The following is an 18416-nucleotide window of genomic DNA, read 5'->3' on the forward strand; positions in this document are numbered from 1 at the left end:
AATGAATGAGGCAAATAGGTCAATTATTTTGCCTTTATCTCGCCATTAGATTTTTTATCTGCCAGCTAATATGAGCATCGAATTTCTATATTCAGATTTTGTGCGGATAAAAACTGCAATTACAAAATTCTTAATTTTCGTTTTAGCTGATTAGGAATTAACTGAAATCCATTGAGGAAACCATGATTGATAAATTAGATGCCACCTTTGCTTTCCAGCAACGGGCTTTGTCCATAAGAGAAGCAAGACAGACTGTTTTGGCTTCTAACATCGCCAATGCGGATACTCCCGGTTATCAAGCTCGTGATATTGATTTTAACCGTCAGTTACAGCAAGCGATGGATAAAGGTGTGGTGAAAGGAAAGGGTATTTCACTGGCAGTGACAGCGAAAGGACACATTGAAGGGCACGATATGAAGCCCGCTGCAATGGATCTGAAATACCGCGTACCTTATCAAACTTCAATGGATGGAAACACGGTTGATATGGATGTTGAGCGCAGCCAATTTGCTGATAATACATTGAAATATCAAGCCGATCTTACATTCATCAATAGCCAAGTCAAAAGTATGTTGGCCGTTCTACAACAAGGGTAAGGGTTATGGGTTTACTCAGTATTTTTGATATCTCCTCTTCTGCATTAACCGCGCAATCTCAGCGTTTAAACGTTAGCGCGAGTAACATGGCGAACGCAGAAAGTGTGGTGGGTCCTGATGGTGAACCATACCGCGCGAAGCAAGTGGTTTTTCAAATGGCTCCACAAGGCCGCAACCAAGTCGGTGGCGTTCGAGTGAGTGAATTAATCGAAGATCCCGCTCCCCCGCGTATGGAATACAAGCCAGGTCATCCTCTTGCTGATGAAAAAGGCTATGTAAAGATGCCTAACGTCGATACCGTGGGTGAAATGATCAACACCATCTCCGCATCGCGTAGCTATCAAGCTAACTTAGAAGTAATGAATACCGCTAAAACATTGCTACAGAAAACCTTAACGCTAGGTCAGTAACGGAGACGCGCAATGGGAATTTCTGCCTCAATGAATGATTCTTTGGATAACTCGGTTGCAGGACCTGCAGCCGCAGCGAGTAATATTCCAAAGAAAAGTCAAAGTGATGATATGCGTGACACATTTTTAACCATGATTGTCACGCAGATGAAAAACCAAGACCCGACCAAACCAATGGACAATGCGGATTTAACGGGGCAACTGGCTCAAATCGCAACACTTGAGAGCATGAATAAGCTCAGCGATAGCGTCACCGGAATTTCACAACAAATTGGATCTGGACAGTCATTACAGGCGACACAATTAGTGGGCAAAGGGGTGCTTATCCCGCGCAATGAAATTGTGCTTGCGCCCCTGAAAAAAGAGAGCAATGGCGAAAAGAGCAATGTGGCTAAGCCGGCTAACCCGTTACCTGATGATGTGATTAGCGCTAATAGCCCATCTAATTTTGGGCTCAGTAATTTTGGCGCAACAGAAGGTAATGAAGGCGGGGAAGGCACTGAAGAACCGCAAACCGATTACATTTCATCGCCATTTGGTTTCTTCCTACCGAAGATGGCCGATCGCGTTGAGATTACCATTCGAGACAAAAACCGCACCGTAGTCCGCACCATCACCTATGACTCAGAAGTGAAACCCGATATTTACGATATGGCATGGGATGGTCGCGATAACAACGGCAATGTGGTTGCCGATCCGAAAGGTAAATATTTCTTTGATGTGAAAGCCGTCAGGATGGGGTCTGAAATTGAGGTCACCAAACTCGGTTATACCCGTGTCAATGGTGTCACACCTGGCTCAGATGCACCATTACTGGATGTTGGAATAGGGCAAAGCGTGCCACTAAGCAGCATCTTTAAAGTGTATCCCGCATCTTAATTTTATTCCCCAAACTTTTATTCCCCAAATATTCATGGAGAAAATATGTCTTTTTCACAAGCAGTCAGTGGCTTAAATGCAGCATCAGCGGGGCTAGACTCGATTGGTAACAACATTGCTAACTCCGCAACTAACGGTTTTAAAGGGGCGACAACCTCGTTTGCTGATATGTTTGCCGGCTCTGGTGTTGGGTTAGGTGTTAACGTCGCAGCCGTCACTCAAAACTTCAAAGATGGCCCAATTACCCGTACTGATAGAGCAACCGATGTTGCAATTTCCGGTAACGGGTTTTTCCGTGTTCAAGACCAAAACGGTGATGTTTATTACAGCCGTGACGGCCAATTCCTGCGTGATAAAAGCGGTAACTTAGTCAACAACCAAGGCATGGTAGTGACAGGATACCCGGCAAGCGTGGATGACAAAGGTAACATCACAGTACAAAGCGGTGGTGTTCCGGCTGGGATGAATATTCCAACGGATATGATGGACGCGAAACAATCTGATTTAGCTAAGTTAACGATTAACTTGAACTCAGAAGATAAAGTTAAAGCAAAAGCGTTTGATCCAAACAACCCAGACGATATTGCAACGTATAACTTCAGCACTACCATGACGGCCTATGACAGCCAAGGTAACACCCATGAAATTTCTGTTTATTTTGTAAAGAAAGACGATAACAAATGGGAGGTTCATGCCAAAGACGCGAATGAAACTGTCGCGAAAAAGCTGGGTGAATTAGAGTTTGACGGCAACGGTAAATTACTGACTGAAAAAGTAGTAAAAGGTCCAAACCCAGGTGATCCAGACACTACGGTTCAATTGCCAACGACCTTTGATTTCCCATTTAAAGGCTTAAATGGCGCGAATGATGGTACTTTAAAAGTTGATCTTGGCAAAACTCGTCAACAAAAAGTGAGCGAATCTTCAGTCAGTGCTATCGATGTTAACGGCTACCCAGCGGGTGAATACACCACCTTCAAAATCGAAGATAACGGTTTGATTGTTGCTAACTACTCCAACCAACAAAAACGCGTTGTGGGTCAAATTGCGTTATCCGCATTTGCTAACCCGAACGGTTTAGTCTCCCAAGGCGGTAACGTCTGGGCAGCGTCTAATGCTTCTGGTAACCCGATGGACGGCGTTCCGGGTGTAGGTCAATTCGGTAAATTGACCAGTGGTGCACTGGAATCGTCTAACGTGGATATGAGCCAAGAACTGATCAGCATGATTGTGATGCAGCGTAACTATCAGTCCAACGCCCAAACTATTAAGACACAAGACCAGATGTTACAAACACTGGTTAACTTACGTTAATCCTAGAGGCTGGCGATGGATCATGTCATTTATACCGCAATGGGCGGGGCGCGTCATGCGCTTGAAAACCAAAGTATTGTTTCGAATAACATTGCGAACGTTTCAACAGCGGGCTTTAAAGCCCAACTGTCAGCGATGCGCGCGGTGCCTATTCACGGTGATACTGAGCAGACGCGTACGCTAGTTGTCGCATCAACACCCGGTGCGGATATGAGCCAAGGTCAACTGAACTATACCGGTAGACCGATGGATGTTGCGTTGAATGATAAACACTTTTTGGCAGTCGCTTTAGGCGATGGCACGGAAGCGTATACCCGCAACGGTAACATTCAAATTTCGCCAGACGGTGAATTGATGATTGGTGAGCGTGTGTTGCAAGGTGATGGTGGCGCTATCAACGTGCCACCTAACGCGGAATTAACCATCGGTAACGATGGCACTATTACGGCGTTGCTGGCAACCGATCCACCAACCATGTTGGGACAGATTGGTCGTCTCAAAGTGGTTGAAGCGCAGCCGCAAGACTTAGTCCGTGGCGAGGATGGTTTATTCCATTTATCAACTCAGGCGCAAGCGGCAAATGGTAACGGATTACCAATGAGTGAGCGTGCTGTCGTGACTTCGGGGGTGATTGAGGGCAGTAATGTCAATGCCGCTGAAGCCATGGTCTCCATGATTGCCAATGCTCGCCATTTTGAGATGCAAATGAAAGTGATCCACAGCGCAGACGAAAATGCGCAGCGTGCCAATCAACTACTTACGATCAGCTAATCACTAACAGCTAGCCGCTAGCCGGCAATTGTTAGTAAGGAATGACTATGATCCGTTCTTTATGGATTGCAAAAACAGGGCTTGATGCTCAACAAACTAACCTTGACGTAATTTCCAATAACTTGGCAAACGTCAGCACCAACGGTTTTAAACGCCAGCGTGCGGTATTTGAAGATTTGCTGTACCAAAACATCCGTCAGCCGGGTGCGATGAGTTCGGAACAAACCTCATTACCATCAGGTTTACAAATGGGTACCGGTGCGCGTCCCGTTGCAACGGTACGTATTCATAGCCAAGGTAACTTGAACCAAACCGGTACGACCACGGATATTGCTATCAAAGGTCAAGGTTTTTTACACGTTCAGATGCCAGATGGTAACGATGCTTACACCCGTGATGGTGCTTTGCAGCGTAACCAAGATGGCCAGTTAGTCACATCGAGCGGCTATCAAGTGGTTCCGGCGATTATGATCCCAGAAAACGCCAACAGCTTGAGTATTGCCCGTGACGGTACCGTCTCAGTTACTGTGTATGGGGACAACCAACCACAGCAAGTCGGTCAAATTACGTTAACCACCTTTATTAACGATGCTGGCTTAGAAAGCATGGGTGAAAACCTGTATATGGAAACCGCAAGTTCAGGCGCACCAAATGAGAGTGCTCCGGGCACTAACGGCGCAGGGTTGTTGTATCAAGGCATGTTAGAAACCTCAAACGTTAACGTTGCTGAAGAGTTGGTGAACATGATCCAAACTCAACGAGCATACGAAATTAACAGTAAGGCAGTTTCTGCATCAGACCAAATGCTGCAACGTCTGACACAGCTGTAAGTAAGGATGGCAGTTCATGAATAGAATCGTGAACTGCTTTTCGTGATGACAAAGGTATCCAGTAGCAAAAGAGTCGCATGATGATTGAAAACGGTATTGTTCCTAAGCGGAGAAAAACAGTGTTACAGACTACAAAATCCGTCTGTTTGGTTGCGGCAGTGGCGGTCACATTAAATGGCTGTGCACATATTAAGCCACGCCCGCTGGTGGACACACAAACCAGTGCAGTACCGACTGCACCCACTGCACCTGCTCCTAACGGTGCCATTTTTCAAAGTGCTCAACCTGCTTACTACGGCTACCAGCCGCTATTTGAAGACAGAAGACCACGTAACGTTGGTGACATCTTAACGATCAACCTACAAGAAAACGTGAGTGCGAGTAAAAACTCGTCTGCAAATGCAAACCGTAGTGGAAAAACTGGATTTTTGGCAGCGATCCTGCCCGGTTTTATGCAAGGTTGGTTAGGCGGTAGCAACACAGAAATTGATGTGAAAGGAAACAGCGACTTTAACGGCAAAGGCGGCGCAAATGCCAACAATACCTTTAAAGGCACCATTACCGTAACTGTTGACCAGTTATTAGCAAATGGCAATTTGCATGTCGTGGGTGAAAAACGCATTGCGATTAATCAGGGAACGGAATCTATTCGTTTCTCCGGCGTGGTCAACCCGCGCACGATTGGTGCAGATAACAATGTAAGTTCCACGCAAGTGGCTGATGCACGGATTGAATACGTTGGTGATGGCTATATCAACGAGTCCCAAACAATGGGGTGGTTACAGCGTTTCTTCTTAAATGTATCCCCTTACTAAGTGAATATCCGTCAGCTAATAGCCGAGAAAAATCAATGAAAAACAAATTATTCGTTCTCATTTCATTTGTTTGCCTTTTCGGGAGCCTATTTGTTGCTCCTGCCTACAGCGAACGAATTAAAGACCTCACCACGGTTCAAGGGGTGAGGGATAACCCATTAATTGGTTATGGCTTAGTGGTCGGATTGGATGGAACGGGTGACCAAACCATGCAAACGCCATTTACCACTCAAAGCTTAAATAACATGTTGTCCCAAATGGGCATTACCGTTCCACCTGGCACTAACATGCAGCTGAAAAACGTTGCAGCAGTTATGGTCACGGCGAGAATGCCGCCATTTGGTCGCTCAGGTCAATCGGTGGATGTTGTTGTTTCCTCGATGGGTAACGCAAAAAGCTTACGTGGTGGTACCTTGCTGATGACCCCATTAAAAGGCGTTGATGGGCAAATTTACGCAATGGCGCAAGGTAACGTTTTAGTTGGCGGAGCAGGGGCTAGCGCGGGTGGAAGCAGTATAAAAGTCAACCAGCTAAATGGTGGGCGCATTACTGATGGTGCTACGATTGAACGTGAACTGGCCAGTAGCTTTGGCCAAAGTGGTGCTATCAACCTGCAACTTAACGAAGACAGCTTCGCATTAGCGCAAGACATTTCAGATGCGATTAACCGTCTGGGTGGAATGGGTTCTGCACGAGCATTAGATTCACGAACTGTTCAATTACTTGTTCCTGCAAATAATACGGACCAAGTTCGCTTTTTATCACGAGTTCAAGAGCTAAATGTCCGTACTCCGCTGGCAGAAGCCAAAGTTATCCTGAATTCACGCACCGGCTCAGTAGTGATCAACCGCAGTGTCACCTTAGACAGCTGCGCGGTCGCGCACGGTAGCTTAGCCGTGACGGTTGACCGTCAAACCCAAGTTAACCAACCGAATACGCCATTTGCTGGTGGGCAAACAGTGGTCACTCGTAACACCAATATTGGCGTGAAAGAGCAAGGCGGGGCGCTGCAGAAAGTGAATGCAAGCGTGCAGCTTAACCAAGTTATCCAAGCGCTCAATACTTTAGGGGCAACGCCAACAGATTTGATGTCTATCTTGCAAGCGATGGAAAGTGCGGGTTGCTTACGTGCGAAACTGGAGATCATCTAATGAGCGATATGCAGTTATTACAAGGGGCTGCGTATGATGTCCAGTCGTTAACCAGTTTAAAAGGCGAGTTAAATAAATCGCCAGAACAAGGGCTGCGTCAAGTGACGCAGCAACTGGAAGCGACATTTGTGGAAATGATGCTCAAAAGTATGCGTTCTGCATTACCGCAAGATGGCATGTTCTCTAGCGACCAAACGCGCATGATGACCAGTATGTATGACCAACAAATTGCCCAAGACCTTTCCCAAAAAGGGCTCGGTTTTGGGGAGATGATGTATCAGCAATTGACCCATGCTCAATCACCAAGCTCACCCGCACAAGGTGCATTTATGCCACTCAATGAGCAGGCATTGCAATCGTTGCCACCGTTCGCTTTAGAGCAAATGGTACGACGATTTGCCCCTGCTATGGGTGATGCACTGGCTTCACCTTTCAAGCAAATCAAATCCTTGTCACTCAATAGCAGCAATTTTATCAATCAATTGATTGAGCCTGCTAAAAATGCCAGTGAAAAAAGCGGTATTTCCCATTTCTTAATTTTGGCACAAGCGGCATTAGAAAGTGGTTGGGGAAAACGAGAAATTCTGACTGCGGAAGGCAAAACCAGCCATAACTTATTTGGTATTAAAGCAGGCAAAAATTGGCAAGGACCGGTCACGAATATTATGACCACGGAAGTGATCAACGGCAAAACTATTAAAATGCGCGATGATTTCCGTGTGTATGGCTCGTATGAAGAGGCAATTTCCGACTATATCAGCCTGTTAACGGAGAATCCTCGCTATAAAGACGTTAAACACGCCGCAACCCCTGAAATTGCTGCACGTCGCCTCCATAAAGCGGGGTATGCGACCGACCCAGGATATTCAGACAAATTGATCACGTTAATTAACCAGATCCGTGGTTCGGGCAGTGTGGCGAATACCTCGGCATCACGGGCTATTCAAGCTTATAACATCGACTTAAACGATATCTTTTAACGCGTCTCAATAAATCAAAGTTTGCGCTAAACATTTGCGCAAACTTTCCGATAAATGAATAAGTGAAAAATTTTGAGTGGCTAGCGCTGAGATTGAGTCAGCCAATCAAAGCGCTCAGTCCCAAGAATAGGAAAAGCTTATGCTGAACAATGTAATGAATAATGCGCTCAGTGGTGTGAACGCTGCGCAAGGCGGGCTAAGTGTTATTTCTAACAACTTAGCGAACGCTGGCGTGGGTTACTATCACCGCCAAAGTGCTGTTTTCGGGGAGAATCCCGGTACGATGACACCTAATGGTTATTTTGGTAACGGCACCTATTTCAGCCATGTTCGCCGTGAGTTTGATGAATTTGTTAATGCGCAATACAGCCAATCCCGAGCACGTAGCGGTGATTTCGAAGCGTATGTGAAAAACTGCAACAAAGTTGATGACCTGCTGACAAACGATGTCGAAGACTTGTCTGGTAGCATCGGAAGCTTCTTTACTGCGCTGGATACAGCCAGCAGTGACGCGAGCGACAAAACGCTGCTTGACGTTTTTTTAGGGCAATCTAACGCGTTAGTTTCTCAATTCAAAGAAGCTGATAAGCAACTGCAAGAGATGGAACGTGATATCAACCGCCAAATTGAAAATAAGGTGAAAGATATCAACATCTACGCAGAAAAAATTGCGGGTTTAAACCAACAAATCGCGCGCGTACGCTCCGTCAGTGGTTCAGAACCTAATGACCTGCTGGATGTCCGTGATCGCTTAGTGAATGAAGTTAACTCGTTGGTCGGCGTCAAAGTTATCGAACAAAACGGCAACTATAACGTGACCTTTGCGAGCGGTTTGCCGCTAGTTACTGGCGAAAAAGCTAACCGATTAGAAGCGGTGCCATCCTCAAAAGATGACAGCCGTTTTAGCATTGGCTTTGTGGGCGCGAATGACCAAGTTCGTGAAATCCCTGACGAAGTTTTCAAAGGTGGCGAATTGAGCGGTATTTTGCGTTCACGCCAAGAAGTGCTCGACCCTGCTTATCAAAAAATCAATAAATTAGCGTTAGTTTTCGCGACTAAATTTAATGAAATTCATCAAAAAGGATTTGATTCTAATGGTGAAACTGGCAAAGACTTTTTCGCGATTGGTAAAGGCACCGTGGTCAGCAATACCTTCAATACGGGTAAAACTGACTTTGATTTGAGTTACAGCGATGTTTCTCAAGTCACGGGCAAAAACTATGAAATGCGTTTTGATGGCGGAAAATGGAATGTGACCCGTTTACCGGATGGCGTTGACGTTAAAGTTGATACAACCACTCCAGGATCACTGAAATTTGAAGGTATTGAACTCAAAATTACGACTAATACTCCTGCACAAGGAGATACTTTCGTCGTTAAACCGATGAATGGCGTGATTAACAGTATGTCAACGCTGGTAACCGAGTCTTCGCAGTTTGCAAAAGCAGGCAGTAAAGATGGTGGCCCGGGTGACAACGAAAACATCAAAGAGTTAGTTAAGCTGCAAGATCAAAAACTGATTGATGGTGGCTCGACGTTCTCTGATTTCTACGCAACATTAGTTAATGATGTGGGAAGTCGTACTAAGCAAGCGCAAATTGATTCTGAAACCCAGAATAAAATGACCGAAAGTTTCTATCGCCAAGAGCAAGAAATTTCGGGGGTTAACATGAATGAAGAGAGCATTCAGATGCAAAAAATCCAACAATTCTTTAATGCCAATGCTCAGGTGTTAAAGACGGTTGATGATTTATTCAATGCATTAATGCGTGCGTTCTAATTGATTAAAAATACTGGGTTTTAATCAGAAATTAATAAGGATTTAAGCGATGCGTTTAAGTACTAATATGATTTTCCACCAACGTTTACAGGACATGAATGGCGCTCAATCCCGTTGGATGGATGCAGGTAGTCAATTGGCTTCCGGGCAGCGTGTAAACAAGCCTTCAGATGACCCGCAGGCGTCATCTCAAGCGGTGCGTATTAACCAGTCTGAAAACCGTAACCAACAGTATGTGACCAGCCGTGGTTTCGCGAAAACTGGCATGACGTTGCAAATGAGTATCCTAACTCAAATGACGGATGTGACAACGCAAATCGATACCACCATCATTCAGGCCTCTAACCAAGGTGCCCTGAGCGATAAAGACCGAAATTCACTGGCTGAGCAACTGACTGGCCTGAAAGATCAATTGGTTGCACTGGGGAACACCACTGACGGTAATGGCCGCTATATTTTCGCGGGCTTTAAATCCGATAAGCCACCATTTGAAATTGATGCTGCTGGTGAAGTGCTGTACCACGGTGGCGATAAACCAATCACTCAGAACGTCGCGAGTGAGCGTGAAATGACTACCTATTTCACAGGCGCGCAAGTGTTTGAAACCGATGGTGCGGGTATGGTCAATGTATTTAAAGCATTGAACGAAGGCATCAAAGCGCTGGGTATTCCACAAGAAAATGCACCGCAAGCAGATTTAGACAGAGCGCAAGCGGGTATGGATACGGCTAACCGTGGTATCAAAGCGGCATTGGATCAAATCTCCAATATCGAAGCGAAGCAAGGTTTACAGCTGCAAGAGATTGATAAACTTGATTTCTTAGCAGATACCCGTTCTATCCAAAATGCGGCGCGTAAAAGTGAGTTGTTAGAGACTAACTGGACAGCGACGACAACGGATTATTATAAAGAGAAGGCGATGTTCCAAGCTTCTCAAGATATTTTCAAAGATCTCAACAGCATGTCATTATTTGGCGGCCGTTAATTGATTTTTACCGCATCCTGTAGCAGTGGCATGTGTATTGGATGCGGGTTTTCTTCTGAGATTATTTCCAATTTTCCCTTCTGATTTTTCTCGCACGATTTTCACATTCCAATCTGTATTTTCGTTTTTCTCGTTCGAGATAACTGAGTTTATTTTTCTATTGTTGGCTTGTAGTATTTGTCACGATGAATTTGACCTTTGTTTTATGCTCTTTAATTAATAACCTATTGTTGTTCACTGCCGTATAGGTAGCTTAGAAATATCTCTTGAGCATATGAATAAGTTAGCAAAAGTTTACAAAAGTTCACTGCCGCATAGGCAGCTTAGAAAATGATTAATAGTTTAAGAAAAATAATTATAATGTTCACTGCCGTACAGGCAGATTAGAAGTATAAATATAAGAATATAGAGAGTATCTCTGGTTCATTACCTTGTATAGCTCTTTTATATTTATCTCCATAGAGCGTGTTTTATCCCTAGCGAAGGATATTTTTGGTTTATCCCCTTTAGGGTATAAAAGAAATGACAATTGTCGGAGGTTAAATGAAAGTTACAACGCCCCTTATACTATCTACCACAATTCGTGAATATCGTAAGAAAAGTAAATTGACTCAAGCAGAAACTGCTGAACTAATCGGTATTAAGCAGGCTACGGTCTCTGATTTTGAGAAAAAACCGGGGTCAACAAAACTTAGAACATTATTCAAAATTCTTGCCTCCTTAGAGTTGGAGCTTCATGTAGTAAAGCGAGGTTCAACATTAGGTGAGGTTAAAGGCTGGGATAAGGAGTGGTGAGTGTCGAGAATTCAAACATTGTTGCTATGAATGGCGACTTGATAGGAATAGGGTAAAACGGACTGAAATTAATATTCCCTCAGTAATTGATGATGAAGTAATTTAATAATTATTAACAATATAGTTAATATATAGAAAATAAATGTTTTTTGATGAAAGATTAAATGGATTTTAATTTTTATTAAGCTATGAAATTCTGGCTTGTCTTATTTTCCAACATATTGTTAAAGTTAGAAAACTCATCAGCATTTTCTTCATAATCTTCAATGAGAGTACACATGATTTCTACTAGTGGATTGTCAGGATCGTTTTCAATTAAATATTCTATTAACTTGATTGTATGCTCGTAATTCTGGCGAGAATGACTTGTACCAATAACAGGGTAAATTAATTGGTTAACAAAGATGGTAATTCTATTTGGTATCATAAATATTCTTCCTAATTTAATGGTTACATCGGAAAGAACTAATTTTAATCACCAGAAATTTAGCAATGTTTATTGTTTTTTTCAAACTAAAATTTCAGATTAGTTTTTTATATTTAAATTGAAGGTGATTTAATATTATTTCATTTTAAATAAAGCTCAAATTTTATCGAACTAACTAATTATGTTTTATTTCAATATGTTGGGAGGAAGAAATGAAAACGCATGCTGAGTTACATAGTGAATGGATACAAGATCCAGAATATCGCAGAGCTTATGAAATAGAAGAACGAAATAATATGTCATCTGAGATAGTTATATTAGAGTTAGAAGACAAAAATGACTCTTTTGAGAATTCGGAAGCTGAGTAAAATGAATGGCTCACATTCCTTGGGTGACCTACGGCTTACAAGTCCGTAGGTCATATCAAATCCACAAGTTAAACATCAACGACAGCTGCTCAAACGCTTGATGGATCAGGCGTTCTGTATAGCGCGGTAGGATAGAAATAATCAATCCCAACATACTGATACCAATAGTTAATGTAAGGGGGAAACCCACCACAAACACCGACAGCTGTGGCGTCATTCGGTTTAGAATACCGAGGGATAAGTTGAGGATTAAAAACAGCGTAATAAAGGGCAGGGCGAGCATTAATCCATTAATAAAAATGGTATTGGCAAATTGCAAAAATACCCAAAAACCATCACGGTGCAGGGGCGCGGTTTGGATAGGGATCAGCTCAAACGAGTTCGTCAGAATATAAATTAGCCACAAATGCCCATCGAACGACAAAAACAGCAATAGTGTGATTAAGTTTAAAATTCGTCCGAGTATCGGCATATTGGGGCCGCCGGTCGGGTCAAAGAACGTCGCGAATGACAATCCCATCTGTAGGCCAATCACTTCCCCCGCATGACGTACTGCGGCAAACGCCATCTGCATGGTCAATCCCATGGCGGCACCAATCACAATTTGTTGTACACAAACCCATAATCCCATCGCTGAAAATAGAGGAATGGTGGCGACAGGTAATTGTGGGGAAATGACTAAAACGGTAAAAAACGCGAGGGCGATACGTACCTTACTGATAGCCTGTTTTTCATTAAAAAACGGGGCGGTACCAAACAGGGCTAACAGGCGAACAAAAGGATAAAAACCTTGGCTTAACCATAGCGTGAGCGTTTCGCTGGTAATGGTTAACATGATCAGCCAATGATAAACGGTAAGTTACTAAACAACGTGCGAATATAGTCCGTAAGCAGGTTCAGCATCCATGGCCCCGCGATGATTAATACCGCAATTACCGATAAAATCTTAGGAATAAACGACAATGTCATTTCGTTCACTTGGGTGGCTGCTTGCAGCAGGCTGATAATTAAACCCGCTGCCAGTGCAGCTAACAGCAAAGGTGCTGCCAGCATTAAGGCGATTTTCATCGCTTCCGTTCCCATTGCCATTACAGATTCAGGTGTCATATGTGCTCCTAATTAAAAAAGCTTTGGGAAAGGGAACCGAGTAGCAACTGCCAGCCATCGACTAGCACAAATAGCATTAGCTTAAACGGCAATGAAACCGTTGCAGGTGGCACCATCATCATCCCCAGCGCCATCAATACGCTGGCAACCACTAAGTCGATAATCAAAAATGGGATAAAGATAGTAAAACCAATCTGGAACGCCGTTTTTAGCTCACTGGTAATAAACGCCGGAATTAAAATGCGCATCGGCACATCTTTGGCTTCTTGGATATCACCCACTTTGGCGATGCGGGCAAACAGCGCTAAATCAGATTCACGGGTTTGTCCTAGCATAAAGGTACGCAGTGGCGCAGTGCCTTTTTCTAATGCGGTTTCTAGGCTAATTTTATCTTCGCTAAAAGGCTGATATGCCTCGCGATAAACCTGATCGGCAACCGGGGACATTACAAAAAATGTGAGGAATAAGGCTAAGCCCAGTAAGACTTGGTTTGGTGGTGCTGACGGCGTACCGAGGGCGTTACGGAGTAGCCCTAATACGATGATAATACGGGTAAAACTGGTCATCATCAGCAACATTGCGGGGATAAAGCCCAGCAAGGTTAAAAACAGTAAAGTTTGAACGGGTAATGACCAAGATTGACCACCATCGGCTAATGTATGGCTGATCACGGCAGGTAATGCCGCAGAGGCAGATTGTGGTAGAACAAGTAACAGAGCGCTGATAATGGCAGCAGGTTTTAAAGGTGACATGGGCGCTTCCGGTTACTGTTTTTCAGGTGCCACAGCGTTAGCAGCATCCTGTTTTTTCTTGAAAATCGACTGAAACGTTAACGGTTCAGAGGCAAAGTTCACAACATCGCTTTCTTGTGGGGCTGGGTACTGGTGCAGTAAATTCACGGATTGTGATGTGACGCCCAGCACTAAATATTCGTTATTCACTTCCACCACGACGACGCGCTCTTTGCCACCGAGGGTACAACGACCTTTCACATTAATCAGTTGATGCTTAACAAGCGGATTACGTCCAAACCCAAATGTCTTAAACAGCCATGCACCTAGCAAGATCAGTAAAATGATCCCACCAAGCGCACCTGAAATCTGCGCTAAGCTATCATTTTGATTGATAGCTTGTGCGGAATTACCTTCGCCGCTGACGGTGCTAGTCAAAAAAGGCTTTTGAGTGTGCGCCGAATCAATCTGTGAAGGTGGTGTCTGCAAGGACGCTTCGGTTTCGTCAGACATATTTAGCGGCTCAAGCGGCGCATACGTTCTGATGGCGTGATGATGTCAGTGATACGAATACCATAATTGTCAGACACCACGACCACTTCACCTTGGGCAATCAAATAACCGTTGATCAGGATATCCAGTGGTTCACCGGCTAAGCCATCTAAAGAAACCACAGAGCCTTGAGACAGGCTCAGTAATTTTTTAATTGTCATTTTGGTGCGACCCAGTTCTACCGATAGGCGAACCGGAATATCCATGATCATATCGACATCAGATAACTGATTTAATGGATTTTGTCCGTCGAAATTATCGAAATTTTGCATACCTGCGGAGGCGGATTCCGCTTGTTTTTGCTGTTCCAGCGCCTCAGCCCACAGATCCTCTTCATTGTGGTTGGTTGATGCATCAAGAGAATTCTTCGCCTCACTCATTGGTACTTTCCTCATCTAGAGTGTTTAAAACAGGATTAATCAAATGTTCCACACGCAGCGCATACTGACCGTTTTGGGTGCCGTATTGACTGGTTAATACTGGCACGCCATCAACATTGACGATAAGACGGTCAGGTTTCTCGATAGGGAGCACATCCCCTTTTTGCAATTGCAGTAAACGAGAAATACGCAGCGGGATCTCAACCAAATTGGCAATCAGTTCAAGTTCTGAACGTTTTACTTGCGTGACTAAGTTAGTTACCCACGCTTCATTTTCTTGATGCCCTTGCTCCATTGGTGGGTTAATTAACCGCTCACGCAATGGCTCAATCATGGCAATAGGGATACAGATACTGAATTCACCAATGGTATTACCAATTTCCACTAAGAACGGCGTCGTGACCACGATATCGTTCGGGGATGTGGTGATGTTGGTGAATTTAACTTGGATTTCAGAACGCACATATTCGACTTCAACGTCAGCAATCGGCTTCCAAGCATCACGATAAGCGCCTAAAGCCAGCTTTAGCATACGGTTGATAATACGTTGTTCTGTATTGGTAAACTCTTTGCCTTCTGAACGAACAGGGAATCGACCATCTCCTCCAAACAGGTTATCCACAGCGATGTACACTAACGCTGGCTCGAAAGTGAACAGTGCGGTACCGCGAAGCGGTGGCATGTGGATCAAGTTCAGGTTGGTTGGAACTGGCAAGTTACGCGCAAATTCATGATAAGGTTCGATTTTGATGGCACCAACCGTGATATCCGGGCTGCGGCGCAACATGTTAAACAACCCCATACGAAACTGACGGGCAAAACGCTCATTAATAATTTCCAAGGACTGCATACGTTCACGAAATACCCGACGTTGAGTATTCGGGTCATAAGGGCGAACGTTGTCTTTGCCTTGGAGATCCGTTGATGGCTGGTCGCTTGATGGCGCATCATCATTGAGTAGCGCATCAATTTCAGCCTGAGATAAAATATTATCGCTCATGGGTCTTACCGCAGAATAAAAGTAGTAAATAACACGTCTGAAATATCCTGGTCGGTATCTCCCGGGATCAGGGTAGGGGTAAGAGTCCCCTTAATATCTTTCATTAACTGCAACTTACCCTCGTGGGTACCCATGTTTTTAGATTGCTGTTCTGACAGTAATAACAGTAGGCGGCTACGCACTTCTGGCAGATATTCATGAAGTTGCTTACGCGATTTTTCATTCGCTAGACGTAAGGTGATGTGGATATAGAGCACGCGATCCGCCGCATTATTTAACCCAGGAAGGTTAACGGTAAACGGTTCTAACTCCATAAAAATAGGCTGAGGCATATTTGGGCGTTTTTCTTCCCCATTCGCGGTGTTTTGCGCCTCTTGTTTTGTCGTCCACCAGCTGTAACCACCAAAACCTGCACCGGCTAAGGCGATGAGGGCAAACAGCAGAATTAACCCTTTGTTCGAACGTTTAGATTGATTGCGTGAAGACGACATGTTGCAAAATTCCTGTTGTAAATGCCAAACCCATATGGAGTTTTATACTTTATGATCTCTAGCATTATCCCTAGATTGGGAAGAGTTAAAGGAGTGAAAAACGAAACAAAAAGGCGGTAACTCGACGCTTTAGACTTGAAATTACCGCCATTAGATTATTTCTTAGGCAAAGGTGTTAATTCCACCTTGATGTGTTGGCAATTTCACCCCACTCACGCTGGCATGAGATTCACTGATACCAGCCGCGCCCATTGATGGATGGGTTGGTTGAATTTGCCCATCATGTTGGCGAGATTGCTGATCAGCATTTGATTGACCGCTAAAGTTATCTTGCCCCACTGAGCCTTGGGCCAAATGAATACCACTTTCCTGCAGCGCACTGCGCAGGATCGGCATCATGCTTTCCATCGCAGCACGAACATGGCTATGTGGAGAAACAAAGTGCATCACGGCTTGATTATCTTCGATACGCAAATGCACATTTAGGGAACCTAACTCTTCAGGATGTAAGCGAATTTGTGCTTGAGAAACCCCTTGGCGAGAGAAAAACAGCATTTGTTGGCTAAGTTGTTGCTGCCAAGCTTCAGTACCAAATGGCGTAGCAAAGTTCATGGTTGGCGTTGGCACCGCAGGTGTTGCTGTTGGCATTGGTGTGGCAGATGGTGTCGCCATAATACCGGCCACATGTGTTACTGAAGGCGTCGCTGTATTGCTAAATGCGCCATTTTCAGTTTGAACACTAAAAGCCCCTTTAGCGCTGTTTTGCAGATTCTGAGTATTTTCAGCTGTCGCATTGGCGATTTGTGACAGTGATTCTGTGCTCGGTGCTTTCTTACCTAGCGATATTGCATCTTGATTCAGATCTTTCGTTGGGATTGCGCGTGGATTATCCAACGCAAATAGAGCCTGATCACGACGCTCGCCAACCTCTTTCTTGCCCATTAAAGCAAGTGTAGGTTCATCGGCTTCCCCTGCAAGCTGGGATTGTGCGCCCTCTAAGGTCTTGTCATCAAACGGCGTCACGTTACGCGCGACATCCGTCAGTTGTTGCAGCGTTTGAGTGAACGGAGTTGCTGAAGGTTTCTCCGCACTGGCTTGCGGGTTAGCTGCCGCTTGAATACGCGAATCCATTGCTTGTTTTAATTGGCTGATTAAGGCGTGTTCCTCGCCTTGTTTACCCGTTAATAGCTCCGCTTGCAGTGGTGATTGTGCATTAAGATCACGACGGAAATTCAGCTGCGCTAAGGTATTTTCAGCTTGTTGTTTTTGAACTAACTGATTTTGAACTGACTGTTTTTCAGCTAATTGATTTTCTGTGGTCGCGATTTTGTCTGTTGTTAATGGCGCGTCAGTGGGTTTCTCTGAGGCGGCAGTGGCAGCATCGGATTGTTTTTGCTCACTGATCTGTTGATTCAAAGGCGTTTCGCTAGCACTACCATTGAGAGTCGGAGTGTTATCGCTATTTTTTTCTGGCAATTGTTGGTTTTCAAGTACGGCCTGAAAGGGGACGGCAGGCGCTTGGTTTTCATCAATTTGCTTGTCTCGCGGCTGCTCCTTTGCGGTATTAGCGGCAGGGGTGACCGGCAACAGGTTTGCATTGACGTCCATTTATTGGGTTCTCCGTAAAGTCGCGCGTTGAGCAAATTCATCCATCTGTTTCTGCTCTAAGCGATTTTGACGTTGGCTTTGAGTGTGCTCTGCTCGCTGGATCAAGGTATCGAACGCATTGACGCGTTGCTGTTTTTCTTGCCAATGACGATTAGCGTCACTGACGCGTTGTTCCCAGAGCGTTAATTGTTGCTGCTGTTGTTCGATAGTCAGTTCTAAAGTCACAAGAAATTGCTGATAGTTTTGCCATTTGTCTGAGTCCATGCCCGTGTGCAACGTTTGATTTAGTTTCTGCCGATATTCCGACTGATAGTTCTCTAACATATGCAGCTGATCGGCCATTTGCGTGTGGGTTTGACGCACTTGTGCAAGGACTTTAGCCGCTTCCTCTGAGGCATCTTCTGCTAAGCTCAGTAAGGTCGCTAATGCATGACTATTGGACATCA

General features: G+C 44.5%; 23 protein-coding genes. 13 read left to right on the forward strand and 10 right to left on the reverse strand.

Annotation, left to right across the window (positions count from 1 at the left end; genetic code table 11):
• The first annotated feature begins 182 nt into the window (after positions 1-182).
• The 12 genes from flgB (at position 183) to LDO73_RS06485 (ending at position 11306) form a co-directional block, all read left to right on the forward strand.
• Entirely contained in the window at positions 183-596 is a 414-nt protein-coding gene (gene flgB, locus LDO73_RS06430; RefSeq protein WP_224060689.1) for a flagellar basal body rod protein FlgB, read from the forward strand.
• 5 nt (positions 597-601) lie between these two features.
• Positions 602-1006, forward strand: coding sequence for a flagellar basal body rod protein FlgC (gene flgC / locus LDO73_RS06435; protein WP_036951457.1), 405 nt, complete (start codon positions 602-604; stop codon positions 1004-1006).
• 12 nt (positions 1007-1018) lie between these two features.
• A complete protein-coding gene (locus LDO73_RS06440) occupies positions 1019-1885 on the forward strand; it encodes a flagellar hook assembly protein FlgD (protein WP_224060690.1) in 867 nt (288 codons plus the stop codon).
• A gap of 45 nt (positions 1886-1930) precedes the next feature.
• Entirely contained in the window at positions 1931-3199 is a 1269-nt protein-coding gene (gene flgE, locus LDO73_RS06445; protein ID WP_224060691.1) for a flagellar hook protein FlgE, read from the forward strand.
• A gap of 15 nt (positions 3200-3214) precedes the next feature.
• The gene (locus tag LDO73_RS06450) at positions 3215-3970 is read left to right on the forward strand and encodes a flagellar basal body rod protein FlgF (protein WP_224060692.1); all 756 of its coding nucleotides are present in this window, start codon (positions 3215-3217) and stop codon (positions 3968-3970) included.
• A 47-nt stretch (positions 3971-4017) separates the two neighbouring features.
• Positions 4018-4800, forward strand: a complete 783-nt coding sequence (gene flgG, locus LDO73_RS06455; RefSeq protein WP_224060693.1) for a flagellar basal-body rod protein FlgG — start codon at positions 4018-4020, stop codon at positions 4798-4800.
• A gap of 80 nt (positions 4801-4880) precedes the next feature.
• Positions 4881-5615 carry a flagellar basal body L-ring protein FlgH gene (locus tag LDO73_RS06460; protein ID WP_154628524.1) on the forward strand — a complete coding sequence of 245 codons (735 nt, stop codon included), beginning with the start codon at positions 4881-4883 and terminating at the stop codon, positions 5613-5615.
• 35 nt (positions 5616-5650) lie between these two features.
• Positions 5651-6766 carry a flagellar basal body P-ring protein FlgI gene (locus LDO73_RS06465; protein WP_224060694.1) on the forward strand — a complete coding sequence of 372 codons (1116 nt, stop codon included), beginning with the start codon at positions 5651-5653 and terminating at the stop codon, positions 6764-6766.
• Positions 6766-7746 carry a flagellar assembly peptidoglycan hydrolase FlgJ gene (gene flgJ / locus LDO73_RS06470; RefSeq protein WP_224060695.1) on the forward strand — a complete coding sequence of 327 codons (981 nt, stop codon included), beginning with the start codon at positions 6766-6768 and terminating at the stop codon, positions 7744-7746. Before LDO73_RS06465 ends, flgJ begins: the two co-directional genes overlap by 1 nt.
• A gap of 139 nt (positions 7747-7885) precedes the next feature.
• Positions 7886-9526 (forward strand): flagellar hook-associated protein FlgK, encoded by a 1641-nt coding sequence (gene flgK / locus LDO73_RS06475; protein WP_224060696.1) that lies wholly within the window; start codon positions 7886-7888, stop codon positions 9524-9526.
• Positions 9527-9575: 49 nt separating this feature from the next.
• Complete coding sequence (gene flgL / locus LDO73_RS06480) at positions 9576-10511, forward strand: flagellar hook-associated protein FlgL (protein ID WP_224060697.1); 936 nt, start codon at positions 9576-9578, stop codon at positions 10509-10511.
• 543 nt (positions 10512-11054) lie between these two features.
• Entirely contained in the window at positions 11055-11306 is a 252-nt protein-coding gene (locus tag LDO73_RS06485) for a helix-turn-helix domain-containing protein (RefSeq protein ID WP_224060698.1), read from the forward strand.
• Positions 11307-11487: 181 nt separating this feature from the next.
• Here LDO73_RS06485 and LDO73_RS06490 read toward each other — a convergent pair whose 3' ends face one another.
• Positions 11488-11733: a hypothetical protein gene (locus tag LDO73_RS06490; RefSeq protein ID WP_224060699.1), complete on the reverse strand. Its 246-nt coding sequence runs from the start codon at positions 11731-11733 to the stop codon at positions 11488-11490.
• Positions 11734-11945: 212 nt separating this feature from the next.
• On the opposite strand from LDO73_RS06490, the gene LDO73_RS06495 reads away from it, so the two are divergent.
• A complete protein-coding gene (locus LDO73_RS06495; protein ID WP_224060700.1) occupies positions 11946-12101 on the forward strand; it encodes a hypothetical protein in 156 nt (51 codons plus the stop codon).
• 55 nt (positions 12102-12156) lie between these two features.
• Here LDO73_RS06495 and fliR read toward each other — a convergent pair whose 3' ends face one another.
• The 9 genes from fliR to fliJ form a co-directional block, all read right to left on the reverse strand.
• The gene (gene fliR, locus LDO73_RS06500; protein ID WP_224060701.1) at positions 12157-12936 is read right to left on the reverse strand and encodes a flagellar biosynthetic protein FliR; all 780 of its coding nucleotides are present in this window, start codon (positions 12934-12936) and stop codon (positions 12157-12159) included.
• A 2-nt stretch (positions 12937-12938) separates the two neighbouring features.
• Positions 12939-13208: a flagellar biosynthesis protein FliQ gene (fliQ, locus tag LDO73_RS06505; protein ID WP_036951410.1), complete on the reverse strand. Its 270-nt coding sequence runs from the start codon at positions 13206-13208 to the stop codon at positions 12939-12941.
• 8 nt (positions 13209-13216) lie between these two features.
• The gene (gene fliP, locus LDO73_RS06510; protein ID WP_132494659.1) at positions 13217-13960 is read right to left on the reverse strand and encodes a flagellar type III secretion system pore protein FliP; all 744 of its coding nucleotides are present in this window, start codon (positions 13958-13960) and stop codon (positions 13217-13219) included.
• A gap of 12 nt (positions 13961-13972) precedes the next feature.
• The gene (gene fliO / locus LDO73_RS06515) at positions 13973-14452 is read right to left on the reverse strand and encodes a flagellar biosynthetic protein FliO (RefSeq protein WP_224060702.1); all 480 of its coding nucleotides are present in this window, start codon (positions 14450-14452) and stop codon (positions 13973-13975) included.
• A 2-nt stretch (positions 14453-14454) separates the two neighbouring features.
• Positions 14455-14871: a flagellar motor switch protein FliN gene (gene fliN / locus LDO73_RS06520; protein WP_036951399.1), complete on the reverse strand. Its 417-nt coding sequence runs from the start codon at positions 14869-14871 to the stop codon at positions 14455-14457.
• Positions 14864-15871, reverse strand: a complete 1008-nt coding sequence (gene fliM / locus LDO73_RS06525) for a flagellar motor switch protein FliM (RefSeq protein WP_224060703.1) — start codon at positions 15869-15871, stop codon at positions 14864-14866. Before fliM ends, fliN begins: the two co-directional genes overlap by 8 nt.
• Positions 15872-15876: 5 nt before the next feature.
• On the reverse strand, positions 15877-16362 hold the full coding sequence (gene fliL / locus LDO73_RS06530; protein ID WP_224060704.1) for a flagellar basal body-associated protein FliL: 486 nt from the start codon (positions 16360-16362) through the stop codon (positions 15877-15879).
• Between the two features lie 162 nt (positions 16363-16524).
• A complete protein-coding gene (locus LDO73_RS06535) occupies positions 16525-17970 on the reverse strand; it encodes a flagellar hook-length control protein FliK (protein WP_224060705.1) in 1446 nt (481 codons plus the stop codon).
• Positions 17971-18414: a flagellar export protein FliJ gene (fliJ, locus tag LDO73_RS06540; protein WP_224060706.1), complete on the reverse strand. Its 444-nt coding sequence runs from the start codon at positions 18412-18414 to the stop codon at positions 17971-17973.
• Positions 18415-18416 lie beyond the last annotated feature (2 nt).

It is taken from the genome of Providencia alcalifaciens, assembly GCF_915403165.1.
GTDB classification, from domain to species: domain Bacteria; phylum Pseudomonadota; class Gammaproteobacteria; order Enterobacterales; family Enterobacteriaceae; genus Providencia; species Providencia alcalifaciens_C.